This window comes from Xanthomonas arboricola pv. juglandis (genome assembly GCF_905367715.1).
Taxonomy (GTDB): domain Bacteria; phylum Pseudomonadota; class Gammaproteobacteria; order Xanthomonadales; family Xanthomonadaceae; genus Xanthomonas; species Xanthomonas arboricola.
The window spans coordinates 2,173,970-2,199,356 of record NZ_HG999362.1 but is presented as its reverse complement, the minus strand read 5'-3'; the positions used below and the strand labels follow the sequence as shown (position 1 = coordinate 2,199,356).

The 25,387-nt window shown below is 65.2% G+C and carries 20 protein-coding genes and 1 tRNA gene; 7 read left to right on the top strand and 14 right to left on the bottom strand.

Features of this window, described 5'->3' with window-relative positions:
- Window positions 1-50 precede the first annotated feature (50 nt).
- A complete protein-coding gene (locus tag KHN93_RS09725; protein ID WP_016903101.1) occupies window positions 51-1,277 on the top strand; it encodes an ATP-binding protein in 1,227 nt (408 codons plus the stop codon).
- Window positions 1,274-1,852, top strand: a complete 579-nt coding sequence (locus KHN93_RS09720; protein WP_016903100.1) for a response regulator transcription factor — start codon at window positions 1,274-1,276, stop codon at window positions 1,850-1,852. The genes KHN93_RS09725 and KHN93_RS09720 overlap by 4 nt, the downstream gene beginning before the upstream one ends.
- A gap of 634 nt (window positions 1,853-2,486) precedes the next feature.
- Here the strand turns inward: KHN93_RS09720 and KHN93_RS09715 are convergent.
- Entirely contained in the window at window positions 2,487-3,443 is a 957-nt protein-coding gene (locus KHN93_RS09715) for a glycoside hydrolase family 5 protein (RefSeq protein WP_212579629.1), read from the bottom strand.
- A gap of 481 nt (window positions 3,444-3,924) precedes the next feature.
- Here KHN93_RS09715 and KHN93_RS09710 point away from each other — a divergent pair, with 481 nt between their 5' ends.
- Entirely contained in the window at window positions 3,925-5,781 is a 1,857-nt protein-coding gene (locus KHN93_RS09710) for a putative bifunctional diguanylate cyclase/phosphodiesterase (RefSeq protein WP_212579495.1), read from the top strand.
- A 93-nt stretch (window positions 5,782-5,874) separates the two neighbouring features.
- On the opposite strand, the gene KHN93_RS09705 is transcribed toward KHN93_RS09710, so the two are convergent.
- Entirely contained in the window at window positions 5,875-7,437 is a 1,563-nt protein-coding gene (locus tag KHN93_RS09705; RefSeq protein WP_039815756.1) for a sodium/sugar symporter, read from the bottom strand.
- Between the two features lie 257 nt (window positions 7,438-7,694).
- A complete protein-coding gene (locus KHN93_RS09700) occupies window positions 7,695-10,307 on the bottom strand; it encodes a glycoside hydrolase family 3 protein (RefSeq protein WP_212579494.1) in 2,613 nt (870 codons plus the stop codon).
- Window positions 10,308-10,742: 435 nt separating this feature from the next.
- Between KHN93_RS09700 and KHN93_RS09695 the strand changes: the two genes are divergently transcribed.
- Entirely contained in the window at window positions 10,743-12,698 is a 1,956-nt protein-coding gene (locus KHN93_RS09695; protein ID WP_212579493.1) for a PhoX family protein, read from the top strand.
- 448 nt (window positions 12,699-13,146) lie between these two features.
- Here KHN93_RS09695 and KHN93_RS09690 read toward each other — a convergent pair whose 3' ends face one another.
- The 8 genes from KHN93_RS09690 to pcnB form a co-directional block, all read right to left on the bottom strand.
- On the bottom strand, window positions 13,147-13,770 hold the full coding sequence (locus KHN93_RS09690) for an ATPase (protein ID WP_104559255.1): 624 nt from the start codon (window positions 13,768-13,770) through the stop codon (window positions 13,147-13,149).
- 3 nt (window positions 13,771-13,773) lie between these two features.
- Entirely contained in the window at window positions 13,774-14,118 is a 345-nt protein-coding gene (locus KHN93_RS09685) for a type II toxin-antitoxin system prevent-host-death family antitoxin (RefSeq protein ID WP_104559254.1), read from the bottom strand.
- A gap of 158 nt (window positions 14,119-14,276) precedes the next feature.
- Window positions 14,277-15,791: a glucose-6-phosphate isomerase gene (pgi, locus tag KHN93_RS09680; RefSeq protein WP_065048970.1), complete on the bottom strand. Its 1,515-nt coding sequence runs from the start codon at window positions 15,789-15,791 to the stop codon at window positions 14,277-14,279.
- Window positions 15,788-16,168 carry an aspartate 1-decarboxylase gene (panD, locus tag KHN93_RS09675; RefSeq protein WP_024939767.1) on the bottom strand — a complete coding sequence of 127 codons (381 nt, stop codon included), beginning with the start codon at window positions 16,166-16,168 and terminating at the stop codon, window positions 15,788-15,790. Before panD ends, pgi begins: the two co-directional genes overlap by 4 nt.
- A 176-nt stretch (window positions 16,169-16,344) precedes the next feature.
- A complete protein-coding gene (gene panC, locus KHN93_RS09670; protein WP_212579492.1) occupies window positions 16,345-17,187 on the bottom strand; it encodes a pantoate--beta-alanine ligase in 843 nt (280 codons plus the stop codon).
- Complete coding sequence (gene panB / locus KHN93_RS09665; protein ID WP_102254129.1) at window positions 17,184-17,999, bottom strand: 3-methyl-2-oxobutanoate hydroxymethyltransferase; 816 nt, start codon at window positions 17,997-17,999, stop codon at window positions 17,184-17,186. The genes panC and panB overlap by 4 nt, the downstream gene beginning before the upstream one ends.
- 35 nt (window positions 18,000-18,034) lie before the next feature.
- The gene (gene folK, locus KHN93_RS09660; RefSeq protein ID WP_047125494.1) at window positions 18,035-18,520 is read right to left on the bottom strand and encodes a 2-amino-4-hydroxy-6-hydroxymethyldihydropteridine diphosphokinase; all 486 of its coding nucleotides are present in this window, start codon (window positions 18,518-18,520) and stop codon (window positions 18,035-18,037) included.
- A 3-nt stretch (window positions 18,521-18,523) separates the two neighbouring features.
- Complete coding sequence (pcnB, locus tag KHN93_RS09655) at window positions 18,524-19,891, bottom strand: polynucleotide adenylyltransferase PcnB (protein WP_212579491.1); 1,368 nt, start codon at window positions 19,889-19,891, stop codon at window positions 18,524-18,526.
- Between the two features lie 47 nt (window positions 19,892-19,938).
- Here pcnB and KHN93_RS09650 point away from each other — a divergent pair.
- Window positions 19,939-20,013, top strand: a tRNA-Glu gene (locus KHN93_RS09650).
- Window positions 20,014-20,450: 437 nt separating this feature from the next.
- On the opposite strand, the gene folE2 is transcribed toward KHN93_RS09650, so the two are convergent.
- Both folE2 and KHN93_RS09640 read right to left on the bottom strand, forming a co-directional pair.
- A complete protein-coding gene (folE2, locus tag KHN93_RS09645; RefSeq protein WP_047125496.1) occupies window positions 20,451-21,380 on the bottom strand; it encodes a GTP cyclohydrolase FolE2 in 930 nt (309 codons plus the stop codon).
- Between the two features lie 36 nt (window positions 21,381-21,416).
- Window positions 21,417-22,577, bottom strand: coding sequence for an N-acetylmuramoyl-L-alanine amidase (locus KHN93_RS09640; protein WP_212579628.1), 1,161 nt, complete (start codon window positions 22,575-22,577; stop codon window positions 21,417-21,419).
- A 219-nt stretch (window positions 22,578-22,796) separates the two neighbouring features.
- Here KHN93_RS09640 and KHN93_RS09635 point away from each other — a divergent pair, with 219 nt between their 5' ends.
- Complete coding sequence (locus tag KHN93_RS09635) at window positions 22,797-23,021, top strand: hypothetical protein (RefSeq protein ID WP_212579490.1); 225 nt, start codon at window positions 22,797-22,799, stop codon at window positions 23,019-23,021.
- Window positions 23,022-23,208: 187 nt separating this feature from the next.
- Window positions 23,209-23,697 carry a hypothetical protein gene (locus KHN93_RS09630; protein ID WP_244812231.1) on the top strand — a complete coding sequence of 163 codons (489 nt, stop codon included), beginning with the start codon at window positions 23,209-23,211 and terminating at the stop codon, window positions 23,695-23,697.
- On the opposite strand, the gene KHN93_RS09625 is transcribed toward KHN93_RS09630, so the two are convergent.
- On the bottom strand, window positions 23,651-25,189 hold the full coding sequence (locus KHN93_RS09625) for an MASE1 domain-containing protein (protein ID WP_212579489.1): 1,539 nt from the start codon (window positions 25,187-25,189) through the stop codon (window positions 23,651-23,653). The two genes, KHN93_RS09630 and KHN93_RS09625, sit on opposite strands and share 47 nt — an antisense overlap.
- Window positions 25,190-25,387: the final 198 nt, after the last annotated feature.

Here is a 25,387-nt window from a genome sequence, read left to right as displayed (position 1 = left end):
CGACGGTTTGTCGCAGGCCGCCACGCCCTCGAGCGCATAGCATTGCCGTGATGAATTCCTCAGACGCCTCCTTCCTGCGGACCCTGTGCAGCCTGCGCTGGCTGGCCACCGCCGGCCAGGCCGCCACCATCCTGGTCGCCACCGGCCTGATGGGCCTGGACCTGCCGCAGCAACCCTTGTGGGCCGGCGTGGCCGCACTGGCGGTGTTCAACCTGTATGCGCAACTGCGGGTGGCCCACCGCGGCGCGGTCAGCCCGGCCACCGAGTTCGGCCACATCCTGGTCGATGTCACCGTGCTGACCTGGATGGTGGGCTGGAGCGGCGGCATCGCCAACCCGTTCGGCTCGCTGTTCCTGGTGCTGATCGCGCTGGCCGCGCTGGCCCTGCCGCTGGGCTGGGCGATGGCCGTGGCGGCGTCCTGTGTGGCCGGCTATGTGATCAGTGCGGCGTTCGGCCTGCCGCTGCCCTACGGCAGCTTCGACCCGCTCAGCCTGCACATGTGGGGCATGGCCGCCAACTTCCTGCTGTCGACGGTGGTGGTGCTGGCCTTCGCTACCCGGCTGGCCTTGTCGATGCGCGAACGCGAGCGCGAGATCTCCACGCTGCGCGAGCGCTTTGCGCGTAACGAGGGCATCGTCGCGCTGGCCACGCACGCGGCCTCGGTGGCGCATGAACTCAACACGCCACTGGCGACGATGACCCTGCTGGTCGACGACATCGCCGACCAATGCGACCAGGGCGAATTGCGCGAGGATCTGGACACACTGCGCGAGCTGCTGGTGCAGTGTCACGAGCGCGTGCTGGCGCTGGCCGCACCGGCCGACAACGGCCACCTCAGCCGCGAGGTGGCGGTCAAGGACGTGCTGGAACAATGGCGGCTGGTGCGCCCGACCATCGAGCTGCGCCGCAACGACGATGCACCGATGCGCCTGCTGCTGCAGCCCGGCGTCAGCCATCTGCTGATGGTGCTGCTCAACAATGCGGCCGATGCCGGCGAACGTGCCGGCCGGCCGCAGATCGATCTGACTCTGCGCGTGGAGCAGGACCATCTCAGCGGCGAAGTCCGCGACTACGGTCCGGGCTTCGACACCTCGCAGGCCATGCTGCCGGGCACTTTATTCAACAGCGGCAAGCACGACGGCATGGGCGTCGGGCTGGCGCTCTCGCACGCCACCGTCGAGCGGCTGCAGGGCGAATTGTGGATGCTGCCCGCCGAAGGCAGCGGCGCCCGCGTCGGTTTCCGTCTGCCGCTCTCCGAACACGAGGCACTCGCATGACAAGCACTCCCCTGCGTACCGGCCTGCTGGTCGACGACGACACCTTGTACCTGCGCACGCTGCAGCGCAGCCTCGCCCGCCGCGGCGTGGAAACCCTGACCGCCACCGACGCGGCCAGTGCCCTGTCGACCGCGCGCAGCGCCCTGCCCGATTTCGCCTTGATCGATCTCAAGCTCGGCCACGATTCCGGTCTGAGCCTGATCCAGCCGCTGCGCGAAATCCGCGCCGACATGCGCATCCTGCTGGTCACCGGCTATGCGAGCATCGCCACCGCGGTGGAGGCGATCAAGCTCGGCGCCGACGACTACCTGCCCAAGCCGGCCAATATCCCCACCATCATGCGTGCGCTGGGCGAAGAGGACGACGAGCTGCCGGAGCCGGACGAAGAAGAGACCGCGCGGGAAATGATGACACCACTCAGCCGCCTGCAGTGGGAGCACATCCAGCAGGCGCTGCACGAAACCGGCGGCAATGTCTCCGCCGCCGCACGCCTGCTCGGCATGCACCGCCGCTCGCTGCAGCGCAAGCTGACCAAGCGGCCAAGCCCGGGGCCGTTACGCGAGCCCGGGCGTTGAGGCCTGACATCGAGACATTGAACCATTGCGCTTTTCAGGCGCTACCCGAGGCTTGATCCGTTCAACCATGGCGCTGTTTTTTTTGGCGCGATCCGACGCTTAAGTCAAAAGCTCGGCGAGTCGAGAGCGCGGTGCCCTCGCCGCTTGCGGGACACGCCGTGAATCCATCCATGGAGGCTCCTTGGCGGCATCCATGCCGCCAAGGGTCCCGCAACCGGCAAGGACACCGCACCAGAAAGTTGGTCGGCTGCTTTTTAAAGATTGTCACTCGGCCTGCGATAGCAGATGCGACGTTTGTAGCTTGCGTGTTGAAAGCCTGTTTGTTGCTCGGCTTGCGACGGGAAAATGATCAGAGGTTGATCGAACACTTAGTGCTCCGAACAACGTACGGCATGCTCTGCTTGCAAACATGCACACCGACCATCTCGACGGGTCCTTGTCCGCTCACCGTCGCGGGACCTTACGCGGCATGGATGCCGCGTAAGAGCCTACAGGGACGTACTTGCGGCGTGTCCTGCGATGGTGGGCGGGCAAGGGCCCTGCAGCCAAGCAGCAGATCAACTGCGCTGCAGCTCTGCAGCAAACTATCCAGGCATCCCGAAAAACCAAAGACGCTGACCGCAGGGCGTCACTCTCAACGTGGCCCGAACACGCTCGCCCTGCGCGAGGTCGCGGTGATGCCATCGGCGCCCAGGATCAAGTTGCGCCCCCAGCTGCTGAGGCGCGTGGCGTTCCAGCCGATTGCGATATCCAGCGATTGCGTGCTGCTGTCATTGCCCGACCACGACCAGCCCAGATAGCCGACGTTGTATTCGCGGGCACGGCGCATGATCGCTGCCTCGTCCACGTGCGCGCCGCGATGGTCTCCACCGAACTCGCCGATCACCAGCGCCAGCTTTTTATCGCGGAAGGCGCGCAGATAATTGTTGACCGTCGCATCGCTGCCGAACACTTCGTACATGTGCACGCTGAAGATCAGGTTGCGGCGGCTGTCGCGCGCCAGCAACGCGGCAGCGTTGTCGCGCATGTAGTACTTCCAGTCCTGGCCCCAGTTCGGCGCATCCACCATCAGTGCGTGAGTCAACCCGGCCTTGCGCAATGCGGCGATTGCGGTTGCATGGCCGTTGACCCATTCGCTGGCGCTCAACTGATTGCCGAACGGCTCGTTGCCGATGTTGATGATGACCTGGTCTTCGTTGCCGATCAGCGCCTTGCGGATGCTGGTCCAGTACGCAGTAGCGTGGGCCAGGCCAGCGGCAGCGCCGTCTTCGCCATAGCCGGTGGTGTCGTGCACTTCCAGCACCGCGATCAGGCCCAGGCTTTTGCAACGCGTGATGATGCGCGACACCTCGGCCTCCGGTGTGCGGTTCCAGCGATAACCGGAACTGAGCACCACGCGCACGCTGTTGGCGCCGGTGGCAGCGATGGCAGCCAGGGCCGCGTCGGTACGGCTTGCATACCAGGCGTGCGGCAGATTGACGCCACGCAAGACCACGGTGTTGCCATTGGACTCACGCAGTTGTGTGCCGGACACCGACAGCCCCGCGTGCGCGGCAGACGACACTGCCAGGCCTGCAACGACCAGCAGCATGCGGTGGGCAAAACGAGACAACGGTGATTTCACGATCGATTTTCCAGACAGAGGGGAGGACGACGAGCGATGGCGGCACTCACAGAGCTTGTGAACACTGTGTCAATTTGACGTGCCAACCGATGCAACCCCTGTCACATATCGAACAAGCGCCGAAACAAGTGCGCTGAACGATTACGTTGTTATGGGGCAACGAAGCAGGCGCACCCTCAGTGATCGGCAAGGGGTCGCCAATGTTTAGCGGCGTCGCGCCAGCGCCGGCCGCGACGCCGCACGTTTGCTTACATCACGCATGACGCGGGAGTCAGAGCGACCGCGGGCCTGGCGCCCGGCTGTCGCCTCATGCTGTGGCCTGATGCCATCGCGTAGCTGTCGTCCCTGCAGCGGCTCAGTCGCAGCCATCGCATGGCAAGCCCCGCTTCAACTGAACGGCGCCCAGCGCGATCGGTCAAGGGATTACGCTCCAGGCCGATAGAAGCGCATGCAATCCGCGCTCGCTCCCGCCAAGTCCCCTCCCCCGCCCGTGGTCGACGAGTCGACCCGGTTGTCCGTCCTGCGTGGCCTGTGCCTGCTGGACTCGCCGCCGGACCCGGTGTTCGAGACCATCGCCGCCATGGCCGCCCGCAACCTGGGCGCGCAAATCGCGCTGGTGTCGCTGGTGGACGAGCATCGTCAGTGGTTCAAGGCCCGCATCGGCCTGGAACCGCAGGAAACACCGCGTGACCAGGCGTTCTGTGCGCATGCGATCCGCGCCCCCGAGGTGATGGTGGTGCCCGACGCGCAACTGGATCCGCGCTTTTGCGACAACCCGCTGGTGCTGGGGCCACCCTTCATCCGCTTCTACGCCGGCGCGCCGCTGACGCTGCGCGACGGCCACCGCATCGGCACCTTGTGCGTGATCGGGACCAGCCCGCGCCCGGGCCTGGATGCCGAAGCGATCACCCAGCTGGAAGGCCTGCGCGACCTGGCGGTGCTGCGGGTGGAAAACCTGCGCAGCACCACCTACCGCGACGGTCCGACCGGGCTGCCCAATCGGTCGCGCTTTGCCGAGGACCTGGATGCCTGGTTGTCGCAACGCGACAGCGCGCCGGCCACCACCGCGGTGGCGGTCGACATCTGCGGCAGCGATTACTTCCGTGACATGGTCAAGGCGCTGGGCTGGGATTATGCCGACGGTTATGTGGCCATCGCCCAGCGTCGGCTGGCGGCGTATCTGCCCGCCGGCACCGCGCTGTATCGGCTGGACCCGACCACCTTCGGCTTTCTGGCCCAGGCCGAAACGCAGCGTCTGTCCGCGCTGTGCACCAAAGTCTCCAAGGCCTTTGCCGAGACACTGGAACATCAGGGCATTCCGCATACCGCAGTGGCCTCGATCGGCGCGGTCTCGTTGCAGACCAGCTATGGCGCGGCCGACACCATCCGCTCGCTGACCACCTCGGTGGATATCTCGCGCGAACGCGGCGTGCCGTGGAGCATGTACGAGCGCAAGCACGACGTGGCCCAGCGCAACACCTTCCGCCTGCTGGCTTCCCTGCCCGCCGCGCTGGACAGCGCCAGCCAGCTGCGCCTGCACTACCAGCCACGCGTGGACCTGCACGATCACCGCTGCGTCGGAGTGGAGGCGCTGCTGCGCTGGCAGCATCCGATGATCGGCCCGGTGATGCCCGCCGACTTCGTGCCGATGGCCGAAAAAACCGCGTTGATCAACCGCATCACCGCCTGGGTCATCGACAACGGCATCGCCCAGGCCGCGCGCTGGCAGCAACAGGGCCTGGATTTCAACCTGGCCTTGAACGTGTCGGCCGCCGATCTGGACCGGCCCGGATTCGTCGGCCTGCTGCGGCGTGGCCTGGAGCGCCACAACCTGGATCCGCGCCGGCTGGAGATCGAATTCACCGAAAGCGCAATGATCCGCCACCCCGAGCATCTGGCCGAGCAATTGGCGGCCATCGCGGCGCTGGGCGTGCATATCGCCATCGACGACTTCGGCACCGGCTACAGCAATTTCAGCTATCTCAAGCAGCTGCCGGCCAGCTCGTTGAAGATCGATCAGTCCTTCATCCGCTCATTGCCGGACAACCGCACCGACCGCACCCTGGTGCCGGCGATGATCCAGCTCGGCCACAGCCTGGGCCAGCGCGTGGTCGCCGAAGGCATCGAGTCGGCAGAGGCCTACACGCAGTTGCGTGCCTGGGGCTGCGACGAAGGCCAGGGTTACTGGATCGCCAAACCGATGCCGGCGGCTGCATTGGAAACCTGGCTGCAGACGCCGTGGTATGAGCAGTTCGAAGCGCCGGTCAACCTGCTCGCCGCAAGCCTGGCCGCGGCGCGGGTGTAAGCGGAAGCAGCACAGCAGCCAAAACGCACGCGGCGCGACACCTGAGTGTCGCGCCGCGTGCGCACAACCAATGTCAGTGGACTGGCTGGGCGATTACCAAAACACCGCGTACAGCGCGACCAGGATCACCACCACTCCGATCGCACCGACCTTGAAGCCCAGCGTGGTGCCGTAGGCCACATCGTCGGTGCGGATCAGGTCGCGTGCCTGGGTGGGCGCGGTCATCAACGACACCAGCACCGCCAGCACCAGCGCCGCCACGAACACCACGCCGATGCGGTCCATGAACGGCAGTTCCGGCCAGGCGAACTTGAGCGCGAACGACAGCACCACCGAGCCGATCGCCGCGGTCAGTGCGCCGGCTTCGTTGGCACGCTTCCAGAACAGGCCAAGCATGAAGATCACCACCACGCCGGGCGTAAAGAAGCCGGTGAACTCCTGGATGAACTGGAAGCCCTGATCGAAGTTGCCCAGCAACGGCCGCGCGGTGAGGATGCCGATCACCACCGCCACGATGGCCACGATGCGACCCACGCGCACCAGTTGCTTCTGCTCGGTCTGCGGGCGGAACTTGGCGTAGAAATCCAGGGTGAAGATCGTCGCCACCGAGTTGATCTTGGAGGCCAGCGAGGCCACGATCGCCGCCACCAGCGCCGCGAACACCAGGCCCAGGATGCCGGTCGGCAACAACTGCATCATGGTCGGATAGGCCTGGTCGGGCTTGGCCAGGTCCGGCGCCAGCACCACCGCGGCAATGCCCGGCACCACGATCACCAACGGCATCAGCAGCTTCAGGAACGCGGCGAACACCATGCCCTTCTGCGCCTCGCCGATGTTCTTGGCCGCCAGCGCGCGCTGGATGATGTACTGGTTGAAACCCCAGTAACTGATGTTCATCACCCACAGACCGCCCAGCAGCACGCTCAGGCCGGGTAGGTCCTTGTAGAACGGATTGTCCTTGCTCAGGATCATGTGGAAGTGCTCCGGGTGCGCACTCCACAGATGCTTGAAGCCGGCCAGCACGCCGGCACCGTCGCCGATCCGCGCCAGGGTCAGCCCGGCCACCAGCAGGCCGCCCAGCACCAGCAGCGTGACCTGCACGATGTCGGTCAAGGCCACCGCTTTAAGACCGCCGTACAGCTGGTAGACCAGCGCGAACACGCCGATCAACGCCAGGGCCAGGGTCTGGTCCATGCCGGTGACTTGGCTGACCGCGATCGACCCCAGCCACAGGATCGAGGTCAGGTTGACGAACACGTACAGCAGCAGCCAGAACACCGCCATCAGGGTGCGGATCCACTTGCCGTACCGCTGTTCCAGGAACTGCGGCATGGTGTAGATGCCGTTGCGCAGGAAGATCGGCAGGAAGAACTTGCCGACGATCAGCAGCGTCAGCGCCGCCATCCACTCGTAGGAGGCGATCGCCAGGCCGATCGCATAGCCGGAACCGGCCATGCCGATGATCTGTTCGGCCGAGATGTTCGCGGCGATCAGCGAGGCGCCGATCGCCCACCACGGCAACGACTTGCTGGCCAGGAAGTAATCCTCGGCGCTCTTGCTGTGACCTGCCTTCTCGCGCGAGACCCACTGCGCGAGCACGAAGATGCCGGTCAGATAGACCAGCACAATCACGATATCCAACGTCGCCAAACCCACTGCACTCTCCTGTCTGGCTCTGGGCTGAGCGTCGTGGACCGGACAGGTCTGCAGACTGCCGCCGCCCGCACTGCGTGCGTGGCAGCAGCGCGGCGAACCGCAGCTGCAGGCCGTCCCGGCCGATCGACGCGCGCGTCCCGCGGCGGCTGATGACACCACCGCTGAGGGTGGCCGCTGTAACACGTCGCCGGGGCCGGCGACGCATGTATGTGGTTCTTACCTGGGCATACCCGCAAGCGCGCCTGCGGGTGTGCTGCTTACTTGACCGGGCAGTCGAGCGTGACTTCGGCCTCGTTGAGTGCGCCCAGCGCGATCTTCGACACCGACAGGTCCAGCGCCGCAGCGCTTTCGATGCTGGCGACCTGGGTCAGCCTGGTCACATCCGCACCGGCCACCGCGAAGCACTTCAACGGCACGCCCACCACCTTCCACTGGCCTTGCGGCAGCGCGGCCAGGGTCTTCTGCGCATCGACGCGGCCGCCGCACTTGTCGCCACAGCCCACGCCCAGCCACACCGGCGCGGTCACTGCGCTGTCGCGGCGCACGGTCAGCTGCAACTGCACATCGCCATTGCTCTCACGCGAGACATCGACCGGCTTGCCGGACACCAGCAATACGCTGGAGGCCTTGGCACCGGACCAGACCAGGCGCCGCGCATCTTCCTGCGCCTTGTGGTCGACCGCGGTCATCTTCAGGCTGCCATCGGACAGACCCACCGGCAGCGTGGTGGCCGGCATGTTGGCCTGGCCGGCATTGGACAGCTGCATCGCAATGCCCAGTGCCGGCTTGCCGCGCACGAAGTAAACCCCGCCCACCGACTGCTCGCCGGACACACCCGATTCCTCCGGCAACGCAGCCAGGTCGCCCTTGTCGGCATAGGTCAGGCCGAAGCCGAACTTGAACTGCGGGTCGTAATCCTTCTGCCCGACGTTGTTGGCGAACTGCACCGCGGTCTTGGGCCAGGAGAAGCTCAGCTTGCCCTTGAAGTCGTTCTGTACCGTGCCATCGGCCTTGCGCAGCAGCACGTCGGCAATGCCCTCGCCTTCCGAACCCGGCAACCAGGCGGCGACGAAGGCATCGGCGGCGTTGATGTACTGGTTCATCCACAACGGGCGCCCGCTCAGGAACACCGCCACCACCGGGATGCCCTCGGCCTTGAGCTTCTTGATCAGCGCCAGCTCGCTCTCGTCGCCCGGCTTGTACAGCAGGGTGGCGATGTCGCCCTGGAACTCGGCGTACGGGTTCTCACCGAACACCACCACCGCCACATCGGGCTTGGTCTTGTACGCACCATCGACTGCCAGCTCGGCCTTGCCGCCGGCGGCCTTGATCTGCTTGTCCAGGCCTTCCCAGATGGTGTTGCCATTGGGGTAGTCGCTGCGCTTGGTGCCGGTACCCTGCCAGTTCAGCGTCCAGCCGCCGGACTGCTTGCCCATGTCGTTGGCGCCGTCGCCCAGCACCAGCACGCGCTTTTTCGGATCCAGCGGCAGGATGCCGGCCTGGTTCTTGAGCAGCACCAGCGACTCGCGCACCGCCTGGCGGGCGATCGCGCGGTGTTCCGGCGCGCCGAGCAATTCGTAGTTGCCGCCGAGCGGGCGCTTGGATGGCTTGCCGGCTTCGAACAGGCCCAGGCGCAGCTTGACGCGCAGGATCCGGCGCACCGCATCGTCCAGGCGCTCGGCCGAGATCTGGCCCGACTTCACTGCCGCCAGTTCGGTCTCGTAGATGCCCTTCCAGCTGTCGGAGGCCATCGCCATGTCGACGCCGGCAATGAACGAGGCCGGGCAGTTTTCGTTGGTGCAGCCCTTGACCTGGCCGTGACCATTCCAGTCGCCGACCACGAAACCGCCGAAGTTCATGCGGCCCTTGAGCACGTCGGTCAGCATGACCTTGTTGCCGTGCATCTTCTCGCCGTTGAAGCTGTTGAACGAGGCCATCACCGTCTGCGCACCGGCCGCGATCGCCGGCGGGTAACCGGCCGCGTGGATATCGCGCATGGTGACTTCGGACACCTTGGTGTCGCCCTGGTCCTTGCCGTCGGTGGTGCCGCCGTCGCCGACAAAATGCTTCACCGAGGAAATCACGTGGCTACCGTCGAGGAACTGCGGGGTGCCCGGCACGCCCTGCACGCCTTCCACCATCTTGCCGGCGAAGCTGGCCACCACATCCGGCGACTCGGAATAGCCCTCGTAGCTGCGGCCCCAGCGGTCGTCCTGCGGCACCGCCACGGTCGGCGCGAAGGTCCACTCCATGCCGGTGACGCGGGTTTCGGCGGCGGTGACTTCGCCGATCTGCTTGATCAGCTCCGGGTTGCGCGTGGCGCCCAGGCCGATGTTGTGCGGGAACAGCGTGGCGCCGACGATGTTGCTCTGGCCGTGCACCGCATCGATGCCGAAGATGATCGGAATCGCGTTGCCGCCCTTGGAGGTGTCCATCGACGCTTCATAGAAGGCGTCGGCCAGCTTCAACCATTCGGCCGGGCTGGCGTCGTACTTGCCGCCCGGATCGGAATTGCCGCCGGCCAGCACCGAGCCGATGCGGTACTTGCGCACATCGTCCGGGGTCATGCTGGCGATGTCGCCCTGGATGGTCTGCGCGACCTTCTCTTCGACGCTCATCTTGGCCATCACATCGGTGATGCGCTGCTCCAGGGCCTGGTCCTGGGCGAACGGCCACTTCGGCGACGGCCACTGGTCGGGATGGATCGTAATGGACGCCTCGGCAGGTGCGGTGGCCGGTGCGGTCTTGCTCGCCTCGGCAGCGGTGTCCTTGCCTTGGCAGGCGGCCAGCATCAGCACCGCAGCGGCGGTGGCCAGAGAGAGGGCACGACGCGCGACAGGCGCGGCGGTACGACGAAGCAGCTTGTCCAAGATCCAGGTCTCCAGGTGGTTCTCCCCACGGCGATGCGTGACGCCGCAGGCCATTAGGCGGCGTACGCTTGCGTGATTCCCCTACCCTGTCAACAACGCGCGCTTGTATGCCAAACGACGGCCAACTTATTGGCCCGGGCTATAGGCTTGGAATACCGGCAGCACCTGTCAAACCACGGCAAAGCGCCGAATCCGGCGCGGCGCTTGATCTTTCGCGGCGACGTACTTTGCTGCAATGCACCACTTCGCAGGCTCCGCACTGCGCAGCCCCTGTCGCCCGCGCGGGTATTGCCGGGTTCGCTTGCAGGCAGGTGTTCGAACGCCCGCCAACGGGTGAGCTCGCCGTCAAACAACTGTCATACCTCGGGCCTAGCGTGACCGGCTTGCCGATGCGCCACCGGCCATCGTTGATCGTCGTCTTTGCCTGGAGTTTCGATGTCTGCCTCCCCCGATCCCGCCCGCCGCCGCCTGATGCAGTTGCTGGCGTCCGTCCCGCTGTTGCCGCTGGGCAGCGCCAGCGCCGCCGCCCTGCAACACCTCGGTGGCGCGGCACTGGCCGCACACCCGTTGCGGCCGTCGGACAACCCGACCCAGCTGGTGTTAGCCACCTTCCATGGCATGCCCGCACCCAGCCTGGCCAACCCCGCGGCGATGGCCACCACCACGGTGGGGTCGGCGCTGACAGTGGCGCGCAGCGACGGCAGCACCCAGCGTTATGCGCTTGCGTACCACCCGTTCTTCGTCACCGGCGACCAGGTGCCCGACGGCAAGGGTGGCACCGTGCTGGCCGGTGGCTATTACGACATTCAGCATCGGCCAATCATCGACCGCTCCAAACCCGGTGCCGAACGCCCGTTCTTTTCCGATTGCCCGGACGGCTCCTCGCTGCTGACCCTGCCCGATGCCAAGTTGCCCGGGGTCAAGGGCAACCATGTATTTGCGGTGGTGCAGTTCGAATACACCACCCGCGACCAGGCCGGCAACGACACCAACCGCCACCTGCCCGCGCCGATCGCGGTACTGACGCTGGATCAGGACCCGGCCACCGGCAAGCTGTCGCTGGTGAAATACCACAACGTCGACACCGCGCCGGTGCACGGGCTGTGGACCACCTGCGGCGCCAGCCTGTCGCCGTGGAATACCCACCTGTCCAGCGAAGAGTACGAACCCGACGCCACCGCGCTGGCCGGCAACACCCAGTTCCGCAGCTACAGCACCCATCTGTACGGCGACCCGGAAAAAGCCAACCCGTATCACTACGGCCACCTGCCCGAAATCACCGTGCACCCGGACGGCACCGGGAGCGTGCGCAAGCACTACTGCCTGGGCCGCATCTCGCACGAGCTGGTGCAGGTGATGCCCGACCAGCGCACCGTGCTGATGGGCGACGACGCCACCAATGGCGGTCTTTTCATGTTCATCGCCGACCGCAAGGCGGACCTGTCGGCCGGCACCTTGTACGTGGGCAAGTGGCAGCAGACCTCGGGCGTGGGCCCGGGCGCGGCCACGTTGCGCTGGATCAAGCTCGGCCACGCCACCAGCGCCGAGATCCAGGCCATGGCCGACCGTCTGACCGCCGCCGACATCCTCGACGTGCATCTGAGCGACCCGGGCGATGCGTCGTTTACCAAGATCCCGTTCAACGGCACCTTCAACTGGATCCGCATCAAGCCGGGCATGGAGAAGGCGGCGACCTATCTGGAAACCCATCGCTACGCGGCGCTGGCCGGCGGCAGCCTGGGCTTCACCAAGCTCGAAGGCACCACCGTCAACGCCCGCGACAAGATCGCCTACATGGCGATGTCCTACATCGTCACCAGCATGCGCAACGGCTCGGGCGATGTGAAAGTGGAAGGCCCGGATGCGGGTGCGGTGTACGCCCTGAATCTGCGTGGCGGCCAGCGCGACAGCCACGGCGCGCCGATCCACAGCGACTGGGTGCCGATCGACATGGCCGCACCGGCCGCGCTCACCGGCCACGATCTGGCCAAGGCCGACGCGCTGGGCAACCTGGCCGACCCGGAACGGCTGGCCAACCCGGACAACCTCAAGTTCTCCGAAGCGCTGCGCACCTTGTTCATCGGCGAAGACAGCAGCCTGCACGTGAACAATTTCCTGTGGGCCTACAACGTGGACAGCGGTACGCTGACGCGGGTGCTGTCGGTGCCGGCCGGCGCCGAATCCACCGGCCTGCACGCGGTCGACCAGATCCACGGCTGGACCTACGTGATGAGCAATTTCCAGCATCCCGGCGACTGGGAAAGCCCGCTGCACGACACCGTCAAGGCCACGCTGGATCCACTGATCCGCGCCAACTACAAGAACCGTTTCGGCGCAGCGGTGGGCTATCTCACCGGCGACCCGGTGGCGGTGAAGCTGGGCAAGGCGTAAGCGCCGCCTTTGCAGTTGCAGCGCTGCGTGACGCTACAGCCGACACGTGCAGCACGGGGTTTTCGCTGCTGTCGCAAGGCCAGTAGGAGCGCACCTGGGTGCGTGGAGATTTGCCGGTATGCCTGTCGCGCCCGGGTGCGCTCCTACGGGTGAGGTCGACACATGCAGCGTGGCGTTCTCGCTGCTGTCGCAAGGACGGTAGGAGCGCACCTGGGCGCGAGGAGCTTTGCCGGCATGGCCTGTCGCGCCCGGGTGCGCTCCTACGGGTGAGGCCGACACATGCAGCATGGCGTCGCGCTGCTGTCGCAAGGCCAGTAGGAGCGCACCTGGGCGCGAGGAGCTTTGCCGGTATGGCCTGTCGCGCCCGGGTGCGCTCCTACGGGTGAGTCGATGGATGTCTGGCAGCGTCAGTGAGAAGCAGATCAGACCGCAAGTGCCTAAGCGCGGTTCAGGACTGCCGCAACTCCAGCGCCGCCATCACGATGGGCTTGGCCCAATCGGGCACCTGCGCCAGTTCTTCGGGCGTTTGCGGGTACTGTAGGCCGTTGCGGTCCAGTTCCAGCACCAGCAGCGGCGCGACCTGCCCGGTCGCGTCGGCAGGCGCGCTGTTGTCGTAGACATGCAGCACCGACAGGTGCGGCAACAGCGCGATCAGGTTGGCGCGCGAGGCATCGTAACGTTCGCGGATCTTGTGCTCGGGGATGGCATGCCCGCCCGCGGCCACGCGCGCTGCCACACGTGCGATATGCAGCTCGACGCTGGACAGGCCGCAGAACCAGACCGCCACCGTGTGCGTCGCGCAGGCTTGCCGCAGCAGGCGCGGGATGGTGGTCGCGCCCAGGGTGGTTTCGAATGCATAGTCATGACCGGCATCCATGGCCTGACGCAGCCGCCGCACGCCTTCCTGCCAGGCTTGCGCATTGGCGTCTCCGGGTGACCAGCCCTGCTCCACCAGGTCCCGGGTGAACGCATCCGGGTTGAACCAGGTGGCGCCGTCTTCCCGCAGCAGGCTGCCCAATAGCGAACTCTTGCCGGCGCCGTTGACGCCGGCCAGGACCAGAATGTTCCCCACGATTTAGAGCGACGGCCCCAGCGTGATCTTGCTGCCCCGGCGTGCCGGCTTGCCGATCACCTGGGCCAGGCCTGCGCCATCGGTCACCGCCGCAAGATGCGCATCGAACCTGGTCTGCAATACCTGCAGCGACTGCGCGCGCGTCGAGGCGGCCATCGCTGCACTCGCCTGGCTGACCAGCCGGCGGTATTCCTCCGCGTCCACCACAACCGCCTCGGGGTGATTGTGGTTGGTGATGACCACCGCGCCATGCGAGCGCACCTTGCGCATCAGGCTGGGCCAGCCCTTCACCTTGATGTCGGCGGCGGGAGATTTTTCGAGCTCGGGCAGATCCTGGAGGCGAGACATGGGACGGTCCTGCGCGCTGTGGTGGCCTCAGCCTACTCCCAACGTCCCATTTTGGGAAATTTGGCCATTTTGGCCTAACCTCCTGCCAGGCGGGATCTCCAGAAATGAAACGGGGCCCGCAGGCCCCGTCGTCTGACACCCATCGATGCGCGACAGGCTCAGCCGCGCAGCTTGGCCAGCAGCTCGCGCGTCACCGGGTCGGCCACATCGGCCGACTCGCCCTTCAGCGCCGGCAGCAACTGGCTGGCCAGCTGCTTGCCCAGCTCCACGCCGAACTGGTCGAACGCGTTGATGCCCCACATCACCGACTGCACGTAGACGCTGTGCTCGTACATCGAGATCAGCGCACCCAGCGCCTGCGGGGTCAGCGCATCGAGCAGGATCACCGTGCTCGGGCGGCCGCCCGGATAGCTGCGGTGCGGATCGCTGCTGTCCTGGCCGTTGGCCAGCGCTTCGGTCTGCGCCAAGACGTTGGCCATCAGCGCGACGTGGTTTTCCGCATACGGATCGTCGTTGTGCACGGTGCCGATGAAATCCGCCGGCACCACGCTGGTGCCCTGGTGCAGCGCCTGGAAGAAGCTGTGCTGCACATCGGTGCCCGCACCGCCCCACCATACCGACACGGTGTCGCTGTCCACTGCAGAACCGTCGAGCTTGACCCGCTTGCCCAGGCTTTCCATCACCAGCTGCTGCAGGTAGGCCGGCAGCAGGGCCAGGCGCTGGTCGTAGGTCATTACCGCATGCGTGGCGCTGCCGAGCAGGTTGCGGTTCCACACCGCGGTCAGGCCGTGCAGCACGGCGACGTTTTCTTCCAGTGGCGTGTCGAGCACATGCGCGTCGAACTGCGCAGCACCTTCCAGCAATTGTTCGAAACGTTCGAAGCCGATCGCCAGGGCGATCGGGAAACCCACCGCCGACCACAGCGAATAACGCCCACCGACCCAGTCCCACATCGGCAGCACGCGGCTCGGTGCGATGTCGAAAGCCTTGGCAGCGCGCTCGGGATTGGCACTCACCGCGTACAGACGCTCGCTGCCGCCCAGCCAGGCGTGCAGGATGCTGCCGTTGAGCAGCGTTTCCTGGGTACCGAAGGTCTTGGAAATCAGGATGCCGGCGGTATGTGCCGGGTCCAGCGTGGCCAGCGTGCGCTGCATGGCCGCGCCATCGACGTTGGAGACGAAGTGCACGCGGAAACGCGCACCCGACGGCGCCCGCAAGGCATCGGCCACCAGCCGCGGCCCCAGGTCGGAACCGCCGATGCCGACGCTGACGATATCGGTGACGTCGGTGGCTTCCAGCTGCTGGATCAGCGCGCCCATGCGTTGGCGGACTTCCGCAGCGGTGGCATACGCTTCGGAGGCCACCGGCGCATCGGTCAGGTCGCCGCGCAATGCGGTGTGCAATGCAGCGCGCTGTTCGGTGACATTGACCTGCTCGCCGCGGAACAGGCGCTGGAACGCGCCGGCCAGGTCACGCTCGCGCGCGATGGCGAACAAGGCATCCAGCGCGGCGCGGTCGTACTTCTGCCGCGCGAAATTGAAATACAACGGACCGACCTGCCTGGCGTATTGCGTCGGCCGTTGCGGCTCGGCGGCAAGCAATGCGGGGATGGCAGCGCCGCGCAGGCGCTGGGCGTGGGCGTGAAGCGCGTCGAATCCGTTGGTATGTGTCATGCGGCCTGCGTGGGGATGCTGTGGTTGGTGTGGGTGATCGTGTTGCTGCCGTCCACATATACCAGATTGGGCTTGAAGGTCTCGGCTTCGGCTTCGCTCATGCTGGCGAAGGCGGCCACGATGATCAGGTCACCGACCTGCACGTGACGCGCGGCGCCGCCGTTGAGCGAAATGATGCCGCTGCCTTCGTCGGCACGGATGGCATAGGTGCTGAAACGCGCACCGTTGGTGACGTCCCAGATATGCACCTGTTCGAACTCACGGATGCCGGTGGCTTCCAGCAGCAGGCCGTCGATGGCGATCGAGCCTTCGTAATTGAGCTCGGAATGGGTGACGGTGGCGCGGTGGATCTTGGCTTTCAGCAGGGACAGGTGCATGACGGGCAACGGCAAAGGAAAGCCGGCATTTTAGCGGAAAGCGCCGGTGTCCACCGGCCTGCCGCGCAACCGGTGGTGAGGGCTTCAGGCCGGCACTGGACAAACACGCCTGTGCGCAGGATCGCAGGCGTCGCCGGTCACGGCCTGACGCAGCGCCTGCAGCGGCATCAGACCGCTCAGAATTCCAGGTTGTCGATCAGCCGCGTGCTGCCCAGACGGGCGGCGATCAGGGCCACGCGCGCGCCGGCATGGCTGTCGCCCGGCTCGCTCAGGTCGGGCAGCCGCACCACCGCGTAATCGACGCGGAAACCGGCCTGTTCCAGCGCCTGGGTGGCGGCGTCCTCGACCTGCGCACGCGACGTGCCGGCCGCGTAGCTGTCGCGCATCTGCAGCAGCACCTTGCGGATCTGGGTCGAGCGCGGGCGCTCGTCGGCGGTCAGATACTGGTTGCGCGAGCTCATCGCCAGGCCGTCGGCCTCGCGCACGATGCTGCCGCCCAGGATCTCGATCGGAAACGCCAGGTCGGCCACCATCTGGCGGATCACCGCCAACTGCTGGTAGTCCTTCTTGCCGAAGGCGGCCACGTCCGGCTGCACCTGGTTGAACAGCCGCGCCACCACCGTGCACACGCCGTCGAAATGCCCCGGCCGGCACACCCCTTCCAGCACGTCGCTGACGCCCGGCGCATGGATCGGCGTGGCCAGTACGGTGCCGAGCGGATACATGGTGTCCACGTCGGGCAGCCACAGTGCATCGCAGCCGGCGTCTTCCAGGCCGCGCAGGTCGGCCTCGGGCGTGCGCGGGTAACGCGCGAAGTCTTCGTTGGGGCCAAACTGGGTCGGGTTGACGAACACGCTCGACACCACGCGGTCGGCGTACTGGCGCGCCAGCATCACCAGCGAATAGTGGCCGGCGTGCAGATTGCCCATGGTCGGCACCAGCGCCACGCGCAGGCCCTCGCGCTTCCAGCCGGTGACCAGTGCGCGCAGGGTGGACAGATCGGTCAGGGTCTGGATCATGCGGCGTACGCGTGCGCTGCGTCGGGGAAGCTGCCGTCGCGCACGGCCTGCGCGTAAGCGCGCACCGCGCCCGCCACCGAGCCACCTTCGGCGAGGAAATCCTTGACGAACTTGGGCCGGCGGTGGCCGCTGTCCAGGCCCAGCATGTCGTGCATCACCAGCACCTGGCCATCGCAGCCGGGGCCGGCGCCAATGCCAATGGTGGGCACACTGAGCGCGGTGCTGATCTGGGTGGCGATCGGCGTGGGCACGCATTCCAGCACGACCAGACTGGCACCGGCGTCGACCACGGCCTGCGCGTCGCGGCGCAACTGCTCGCCGGCTTCGCCGCGCCCCTGCACCGTGTAACCGCCAAAACGCAGCACCGATTGCGGGGTCAGCCCCAGGTGCGAGCAGACCGGGATCTCGCGCTCGACCAGATAACGGATCACCTCGAGCTTGTGCCCGGCGCCCTCGATCTTGACCATCTCCGCGCCGGCCTGCAGCAGTTGGGTGGCAGCGTCCAGTGCGCGCTCGGGCGTGGCATCGGCCTGGAACGACAGATCGGCCACCAGCAACGCCCGCTCCAGCACCCTGGCCACCGCGGCGGTGTGGTAGACCATGTCGGCGGTGGTCACCGGCAAGGTCGAATCGTGCCCCTGCACCACCATGCCCAGCGAATCGCCAACCAGGATCAGGTCCACGCCGTTGGCATCGAAAGTCCGCGCAAAGCCGGCGTCGTAGGCGGTCAACATGACCAGTTTTCGACCCTCGCGCTTGGCCTGCGCCAAGGCGGGCACGGTCCAGGGCTTGCTGTCGGTATGGCTGCTCATGAAGTCATTACGTGGGGTGATAAGCCGGCCATTATCTACCCAATCGGCTCCAGCCCGCAGACATCGATGGCCTGCAGGGCGTGTCGCACTGTTCCATGGCCCGGAATGATCGCCTCCGGAGCGAGCTCGGACAGCGGCAGCAGCGCAAAGGCGCGCGCCTGCAGATGCGGGTGCGGGACCTGCAGGCGTGGCAGGTCGATCACCTGATCGGCGTACAGCAGCAGATCCAGATCCAGCGTGCGCGGGCCCCAGCGCTCGCCGTCGATACGCTGCCGGCCGAAGGCCTGCTCGATGCCGAGCAAGGCCTCCAGCAGTTGCAATGGCGCCAGCGCAGTGCGCAGCTGCGCCACTGCATTGATGAAATCGGGCTGGTCTTCGCGGCCCCAGGCCGGCGTGCGGTACAGGCGCGAGGCGGCAATCAGGGTGGATTGCGGTAGCTCGCCCAGTGCGGCGATGGCCGCGCGCACGCTGGCCTCGGCCGGACCCAGGTTGGCGCCCAGGCCGACGAAGGCGGTGTGCACGCCCTACTCGCCTGCCGGTGCGCCGGTGCGACGGCGGCGACGGCGCCGCTTGCGCGGTGCACCCTCCTCGCTTTCGTGATCGGCCTGCGCGGTTTCGATCGCATCGACCAGTTCCTGGCCGGAGGACTCCTGCGCCTCGCGCCAGAACTCCACATCGGCGGCGTGATCGGCCGAGGCGAACTGGCGCAACACCAGGAAATCGAACGCGGCGCGGAAACGCGGGTGCGACAAGGTGCGGAACACGCGCTTGCGCTGACGCGAGGAGAAGCGCGTCTGCAGCAGCCAGATTTCCTGCATCGGCAGCGAGAAACGGCGCGGCAGCGCCACGCGCTCGAGCTGATGCAGGGTGACCCGGTCGGCGGCGCGACGCTGCGCGTCTTCCGGCTGCACGCCCTGCGCCTGCAGGCCCATCAGGGTGCGGCAGAACGCCGGCCAGAGCAGCAGGGCGAACAGGAACGCCGGCGACACCGGCTCGTCGTTGGCCACGCGCGCATCGGTATTGCGCAGGCCTTCCAGCACCATGGCGCGCAATGCGCCACTGCGGTTGGAGCGCAATGCGGCCGCACTCTCCGGGAACAGCGCACCGAGCAGGCCGTAACGCTCCAGCCCCTCGAAACTGGCCACACCGTGTCCGGACAGGAACAGCTTGAGAATCTCTTCGAACAAGCGCGCCGGCGCGGCCTCGGACAACAGCCCGGCCAGGCGCGGGATGGGTTCTGCGGTGCCGGCTTCGATATCGAAGTTCAGCTTGGCCGCCAGACGCACCGCGCGCAGCATGCGCACCGGATCTTCCTGGTAGCGCAGCTCCGGGTCGCCGATCAGCTTCATCAGGCGTGCCTGCACGTCCTCGAAGCCGCCGCAGTAGTCGCGTACCGAGAAATCCTCGATCGCGTAGTACAGCGCGTTGCAGGTGAAGTCGCGACGGATCGCATCGTCTTCGATGGTGCCGTAGACGTTGTCGCGCACCAGCCGGCCGTTATCCAGTTCGCGGTCGCCGCTGCCGTCGTCGATGTTGGCGCGGAACGTGGCCACTTCGATGATCTCGCGGCCGAACACCACATGCGCCAGGCGAAAGCGGCGGCCGATCAGGCGACAGTTGCGGAACAGCGCTTTGACTTCCTCCGGCGTGGCGCTGGTGGCCACGTCGAAATCCTTGGGATGGCCGCCGACCAGCAGGTCGCGGACTGCGCCGCCGACCAGGTAGGCACCAAAGCCCGATTCGCGCAGGCGGTACAGCACGCGCAGCGCGTTGGGGCTGATGTCCTTGCGCGAGATGGTGTGCTGATCGCGTGGGATGACGCGCAGCGTGAACGGAGATGTAACTGAGGGTTCGATGATGGCGCTTCCGTCTTGTGTTGCAGGATTGCCCAACGGGTTTTAGCGCACTATACTAGCGCGCTGCACAAGACGCACCAAACGCTCCCTTCGTCTAATGGTTAGGACGTGGCCCTCTCAAGGCTAAAACAGGGGTTCGAGTCCCCTAGGGAGCACCACCGTCGTCTGACTGCAGAACACGCCAAGACCCCGCATTGCGGGGTTTTTGCGTTATTGGGCCTGGGTGGTTGCCGCTGGTCGGGTGGACGCGCATTGATCCCACACCGGTCAGACAAGTGCAGCTCCCATGGCAACGCCATCGAGCCAATGTGCTGAGATGCGCCGATTGGCTGAGGCCGGTTACGGCGCCGGGCGTTGCGGGTTGCGCCTTACCGCCGATCTCGCACTTCAGTTCTGCTGCTGCACGTCATGCACCCTGGCAGCGGCGCATGGGCGTGGCCCTTACCGATCACCCCACTACAAAAATCATGTACGGCCCGATCAACACATAGGCCTGCGCGACAGCGCGTCCGCATCGCCGCAGCGTGCGATCAATCCCGCATTTGCGCGCCGCAACGGCAGATCGACGTGAATGTTTGCATTGCATGGCAACTCCTCACTCGGCGAAGGAATGAAACGCATCGGCATCGGCATTACTGTCGGTTTCGGCGGTGGCGTCATGGGCATGCAGACTTTCCAGGTGGCGCACTGCCACATGGAAGACGGCGTGGCGCTCGGCCAGCACCTTGCGCAACCGCCGCGCGGCATCCTCGACATACATCAGGTTGGCGCCATTCAAGCGGGCAAACGCCTGCTCGTCGATACGCCGTACCGCCGCCTGTACCGGCGTCGCCAGTGCCTGTTCGCACAGGCCGACCAGCTCGCGGATTTCGAAGCGCTGCACGCATGCGCTCAGCTCCACGCGCACCTGCGCCACGCTGCGCTGGCTGTGCGGCGTGGCGTACGAACCGTTGTGTTGCAGCCATTGCGCAACCTCTGCGACTGGCAACGCATCGCGCCCTTGGTGCTGCTGCAAAAACGCATCGCTCAGCAACTGGCGCGACAAGGCTGCAGAACATGGACAGGTGGAGGCATACAGCACATCGACCTGCAACTGGATCTCGGTGCGGCCTGCCCTGGATTGCGCATCGATGCGCACCGGATAGGCGCGCCAACCGCTCAGTCCTTCGCTGCGCAGCGCCGGCATCCGCAGCATCAACTCGAAGTTCAGCGCCAGCCGCGCCGCACGGCTGCCGCAATCGGCATGACTGTCGATCAGCGCCTGCAGCAGCTGCGACACCATCGCCGGCGACACCGGCTGCTCCAGATGCCGATCCAGCAGGCGGTACAAGCGCGACATGTGGATGCCCCTGAGTTCGGGGCGCGGCAGATCCACTTGCACGCTGGCACGCGCGGCCACGCTGCCGCCGGGCCCGGCATCGGCCAGCTGCAGCGGCACGGCGATGTCCTGCATGCCGACCCAGCGCAGCGGCGCGCTCAGTGTGGAAGGTTCGGTAACGGCAACATCAGGCAGCGTGGCGGACATTGAAAGCTCGTAGAAGGAGATGAGGGCAATCGCGCCTCAGGCGCGACCGGGAAACATCTGGAAGTAATCGTCGATACCGGCATGCAGCGTTTGCGCCAGTTCGTCCTGATGCGTATCGCCGCACAGCCGCCGGCAATCGTCGCGATTGCTCATGAAGCCGGTTTCCACCAGCAGCGACGGAATATCCGGCGACTTCAACACGGCAAAGCCGGCCTGCCCGACCTGGTCCTGATGCAGCCGCGTCACCTGCTGCAGCCGCCCGAGCATCACCTTGCCGAACGCCACGCTGCTGGCGATGGTGCCGCTCAGCGACAGGTCGGCCAGCACCTGCGACAGCACCGGGTTGCTTGGCACGCGCAGACGGCGCGCGCTGTCGCCCATGTCGTCGGCGGCGTTTTCGCTGTCGGCGATCCAGCGCGCCAATGCAGAGCTGGCGCCGTTCTGCGACAAGGCAAACACCGACGCGCCGCGCGCCTGGCTGCTGGGCGCAGCATCGGCATGGATGGACACGAACAGATCGGCATTGCGGCGATGGGCGATCAACACCCGCTCGTGCAACGCCACGAAGCGATCGTCGCTGCGGATCATCGTCGGCCGGTAACGCGGATCGGCCGCCAGGCGCTGGTGCAGCCGCCCCGCGATCGCCATGGCCACATGCTTCTCGTAGCGCGCATCGGCACTGACCGCGCCGGGATCCTTGCCGCCGTGACCAGCGTCGATGGCGACCACGTAGGGATGCAGGCGGGAGCGCGTGGGCGCAGCCGCCGCAACGGCCGGCTCGGTGGGATCGGCTGCGGACAACAATGCACTACCGGGCACAGCAGCAAGATCGACCACCAGTGCACCATCCTCCCAGCGCGCCGTGGCTGTCAGCGGCTGCGCCAGATCGAGCACCACGCGCAGCCCATCGCCGTGCGAGCCGCTGCGGATGGCGACGACTGCGAGATCGTCAGGCAATGGATCGATCTGCGGCGGCTGCGCCGAAATGCCCGGCAGGTCGATGACCAAGCGCGCTGGATTGGACAGGCTGAAGCTGCGGTAGGCGACCTGCGTATTCAATGCGAGTCGAAGTCGCAGCCCCGCATCCTGACGCTGCAGATTGCAACTGCGCAGCATCGGCAGCGGCTGCGCGTGGACCAGGCGCGGCGACAGCAGCAAGGCTGCGCTGACGGTGTGCAACACCTGCCGCCGCCTCATTGGGCCAACCCCGCTGGATCGACGCGGCCACCGCGCCGCTTCGAGCACGGGAGGTTCGGCATGGTGACCAGGCAAACGACACTCTGCGGCAAGGAACGCGACACGGCGTGACCGGACGAACGATGGATGAAGTGTTATAAAGTAACACTCGTTGCGCAAAATCAAGCCCGCCGTGCCTCGCCACTGCCCTCACGTTCACTTTTACCGAAGAGCGCCTCGATGTCGCCCGTCATCCCCGACAGCTATACCGCCTGGCGCCACTGCATCGAAGTCGACTGCGCCCAGCCGCTGACCGCCCCTTTCATCGCCCAACGACTCGCCAGCCTGCGCGACCTCGGCGACCGCCACACCCAGCAGTTCTTGCGTCGTTGGGGCGAATCTCATCATCGGCGAGTGATTGGATGGTTTGAACGTGCCGGTGGCGAACTCGAGCCGAGCCGCTAAATAGCGCGCGCTCCAGCACTGCACATCACGCCTGACCGGATAGGTCCAGGTAACAGCGGATGCGGTTGACTGTTCCTCGCTGATCGGCGGACGGTATGCCGCAGCGATTTTCTGCGACAAACAATCAACAAAATCTGCCATTCAACACGTAACGTATAAGCGCCTGAATCGCAGGCGGAGTTGCCCCATGCAGGGGGAAGGCAAAATCATGAAGAACGCAAAAACCTGGCCTATGGCTTTTTGTTTAATCGTTGGACTCTTCGCGTCCAGCGCAGCGATGGCTGACTGTTGCCCCAGTGGCGGCATCGGCGCGCCCGCCGTCGGGCTTGGCGATAGCAATCCCAAGGCAGCCAACCTCGCTATGGACTCCTCGCTTGCCATCTACGAGTTCCATCGTGATGGCGTGACATATTTGCAAATCAACGATGTCACTGGCGTGGTCCACGCTGTCGTCGCCCGGGTGGATGACGCTCTATGGACACTACCAATGGGCAAGGATGTAGATCGCGTTGTATTGCCCAAGAAAAATAAAATCTCCTCAGCTCCAAGCGTGAGCGGGCTGACTGCAAACGATATAGCCCAGCGCAGTCAAGCCCAGCTTGTCTATAAGACAAGAAACTTCACAGTGCTCACACGGCGCGGAGCAACTGGGGATCAGTGGATCGTGTCTCCCTGACCAGCACGGGATTGGCTTCAGCGACCAGGAATGTCAGAACCAATGCATGGCGGCGATGAAACATGCCGCCATGCGCTTTCAATCTTGCTTTCAGTTCTGCTTCTACGTCATTCGAGTCGCGCCGTACTGTGTCAACCGATGAGGAATCAGCAATAACACGTACTGCGACACCACGGGTCTCCCTCGCTATCCATGCACGCACCTGGATGAAATGCCTACCAGCCGGAGGCAGAATCTCGACGCAATTGAGCACACTGCGATAGGCGCTCAACTGTAGCTCCAAAGACAGACTCCTACAGTCGCCACGAAACACACACTGGAACTTAGAAGCACAAAAGCGCTCAAGCGCCGGCGAACATAGCGCTTGATACAACCCATGCGTCTCTATTTCCAACGGATACAATGCAGCCACATATTGCTGCAACAGCTGCGATTCGATAACACCCACTCGTGTCATCTCCATCGCAACCGAATGCTGCCCTTTTGCTCTCAAATCGGCCACCACATCTTTGCGCATCCGATTGATCTGCACATTGATGTCGGAGTATTCAAGCACGCGATTGCGCAACAGGCGCTCGGCGCTGGCGTAACTTGCGCGACCAAAGGTATAGATATCATCCTTCGACTGATTCGATATACCGCCGCGGACAGGCTCACGCAGACGGGCGTTGAAGACAAACAGAATCGTCGTCACAAACGCATAAAGCAGTTGGATATTGAAAACAGCCTGATCAAAGAACCCGAGCTGATACACCTTAGGCATCGAAAACTCAAGCGCAAAGCTTGCCAACAGCGCCCCTAAGGCATTCCCTCTCCACCCATGCCTGAAAGTCAGTACCACCATCGGTACGAGCATCGCGACCATCAAAACGTTTCGAATCGATGGATCATTCATGACACTAAGGGTGAAGAAGAAGCTGAGGACAACAACCACAGCGACGCCAACATCCCGCGGAAAACTGGAACGCATAGGGCTCTCATTCCAATTGGCCCACAACATTACCGGCAACAACAGGGTGAGCACGCCGAGATAGCTGCCCGCCCCATATCGCAACAGCAGGTCGATTACAGGGTAGATCGGCGGCCCACCGAGCAGTCCATTCAATAACAGGCTGCATAACGCATTCCAAAGCGCTAGCGCGAGAGCCGCGGGGACAAGCCACTGCTCCCGCTTGACGATGTAAGGAGCGCGGTAACGCAGTAGTCCAATCGCACAGGCAATCAAGGGCACGTGCAACAGGGGGCTCAAATACGACCAGAGCGGGCTGAACCCCTGAAGCTCGCCCAAAGGAATCCGCAGGAACAACATCGCTGCAGCGTCCCCCGCCAACAGAAACGGCCACTCCCGATAAGGTCGATAGAGCAAGGTAACAACCCGCAAGCCAACTGGCAGGTACCACTGATCAAGGGAAAAACGCCAAAGCATCAGAAATACCAAGCAGTAGCACACGCTGATCAGCATGCCCCTGACAAGCCCTTTAGCTACTGCCATACCACCACTCCTTGGTTCCACGATTCGCCCTAGTCTGGAGGGAAACTGCCTGGTGGAGTATAGCGGTGGCGCACAATTTGCAAAAAGAGCCGGTGCACTTTCAGTCGGTTATCGCCGTTGAAGACGCGCATTGCACTTTGCTGGTGCATTGGGCCACGCGGGAATCAGGCCGCCTGACACAGCACAGGTCAGAGCTGC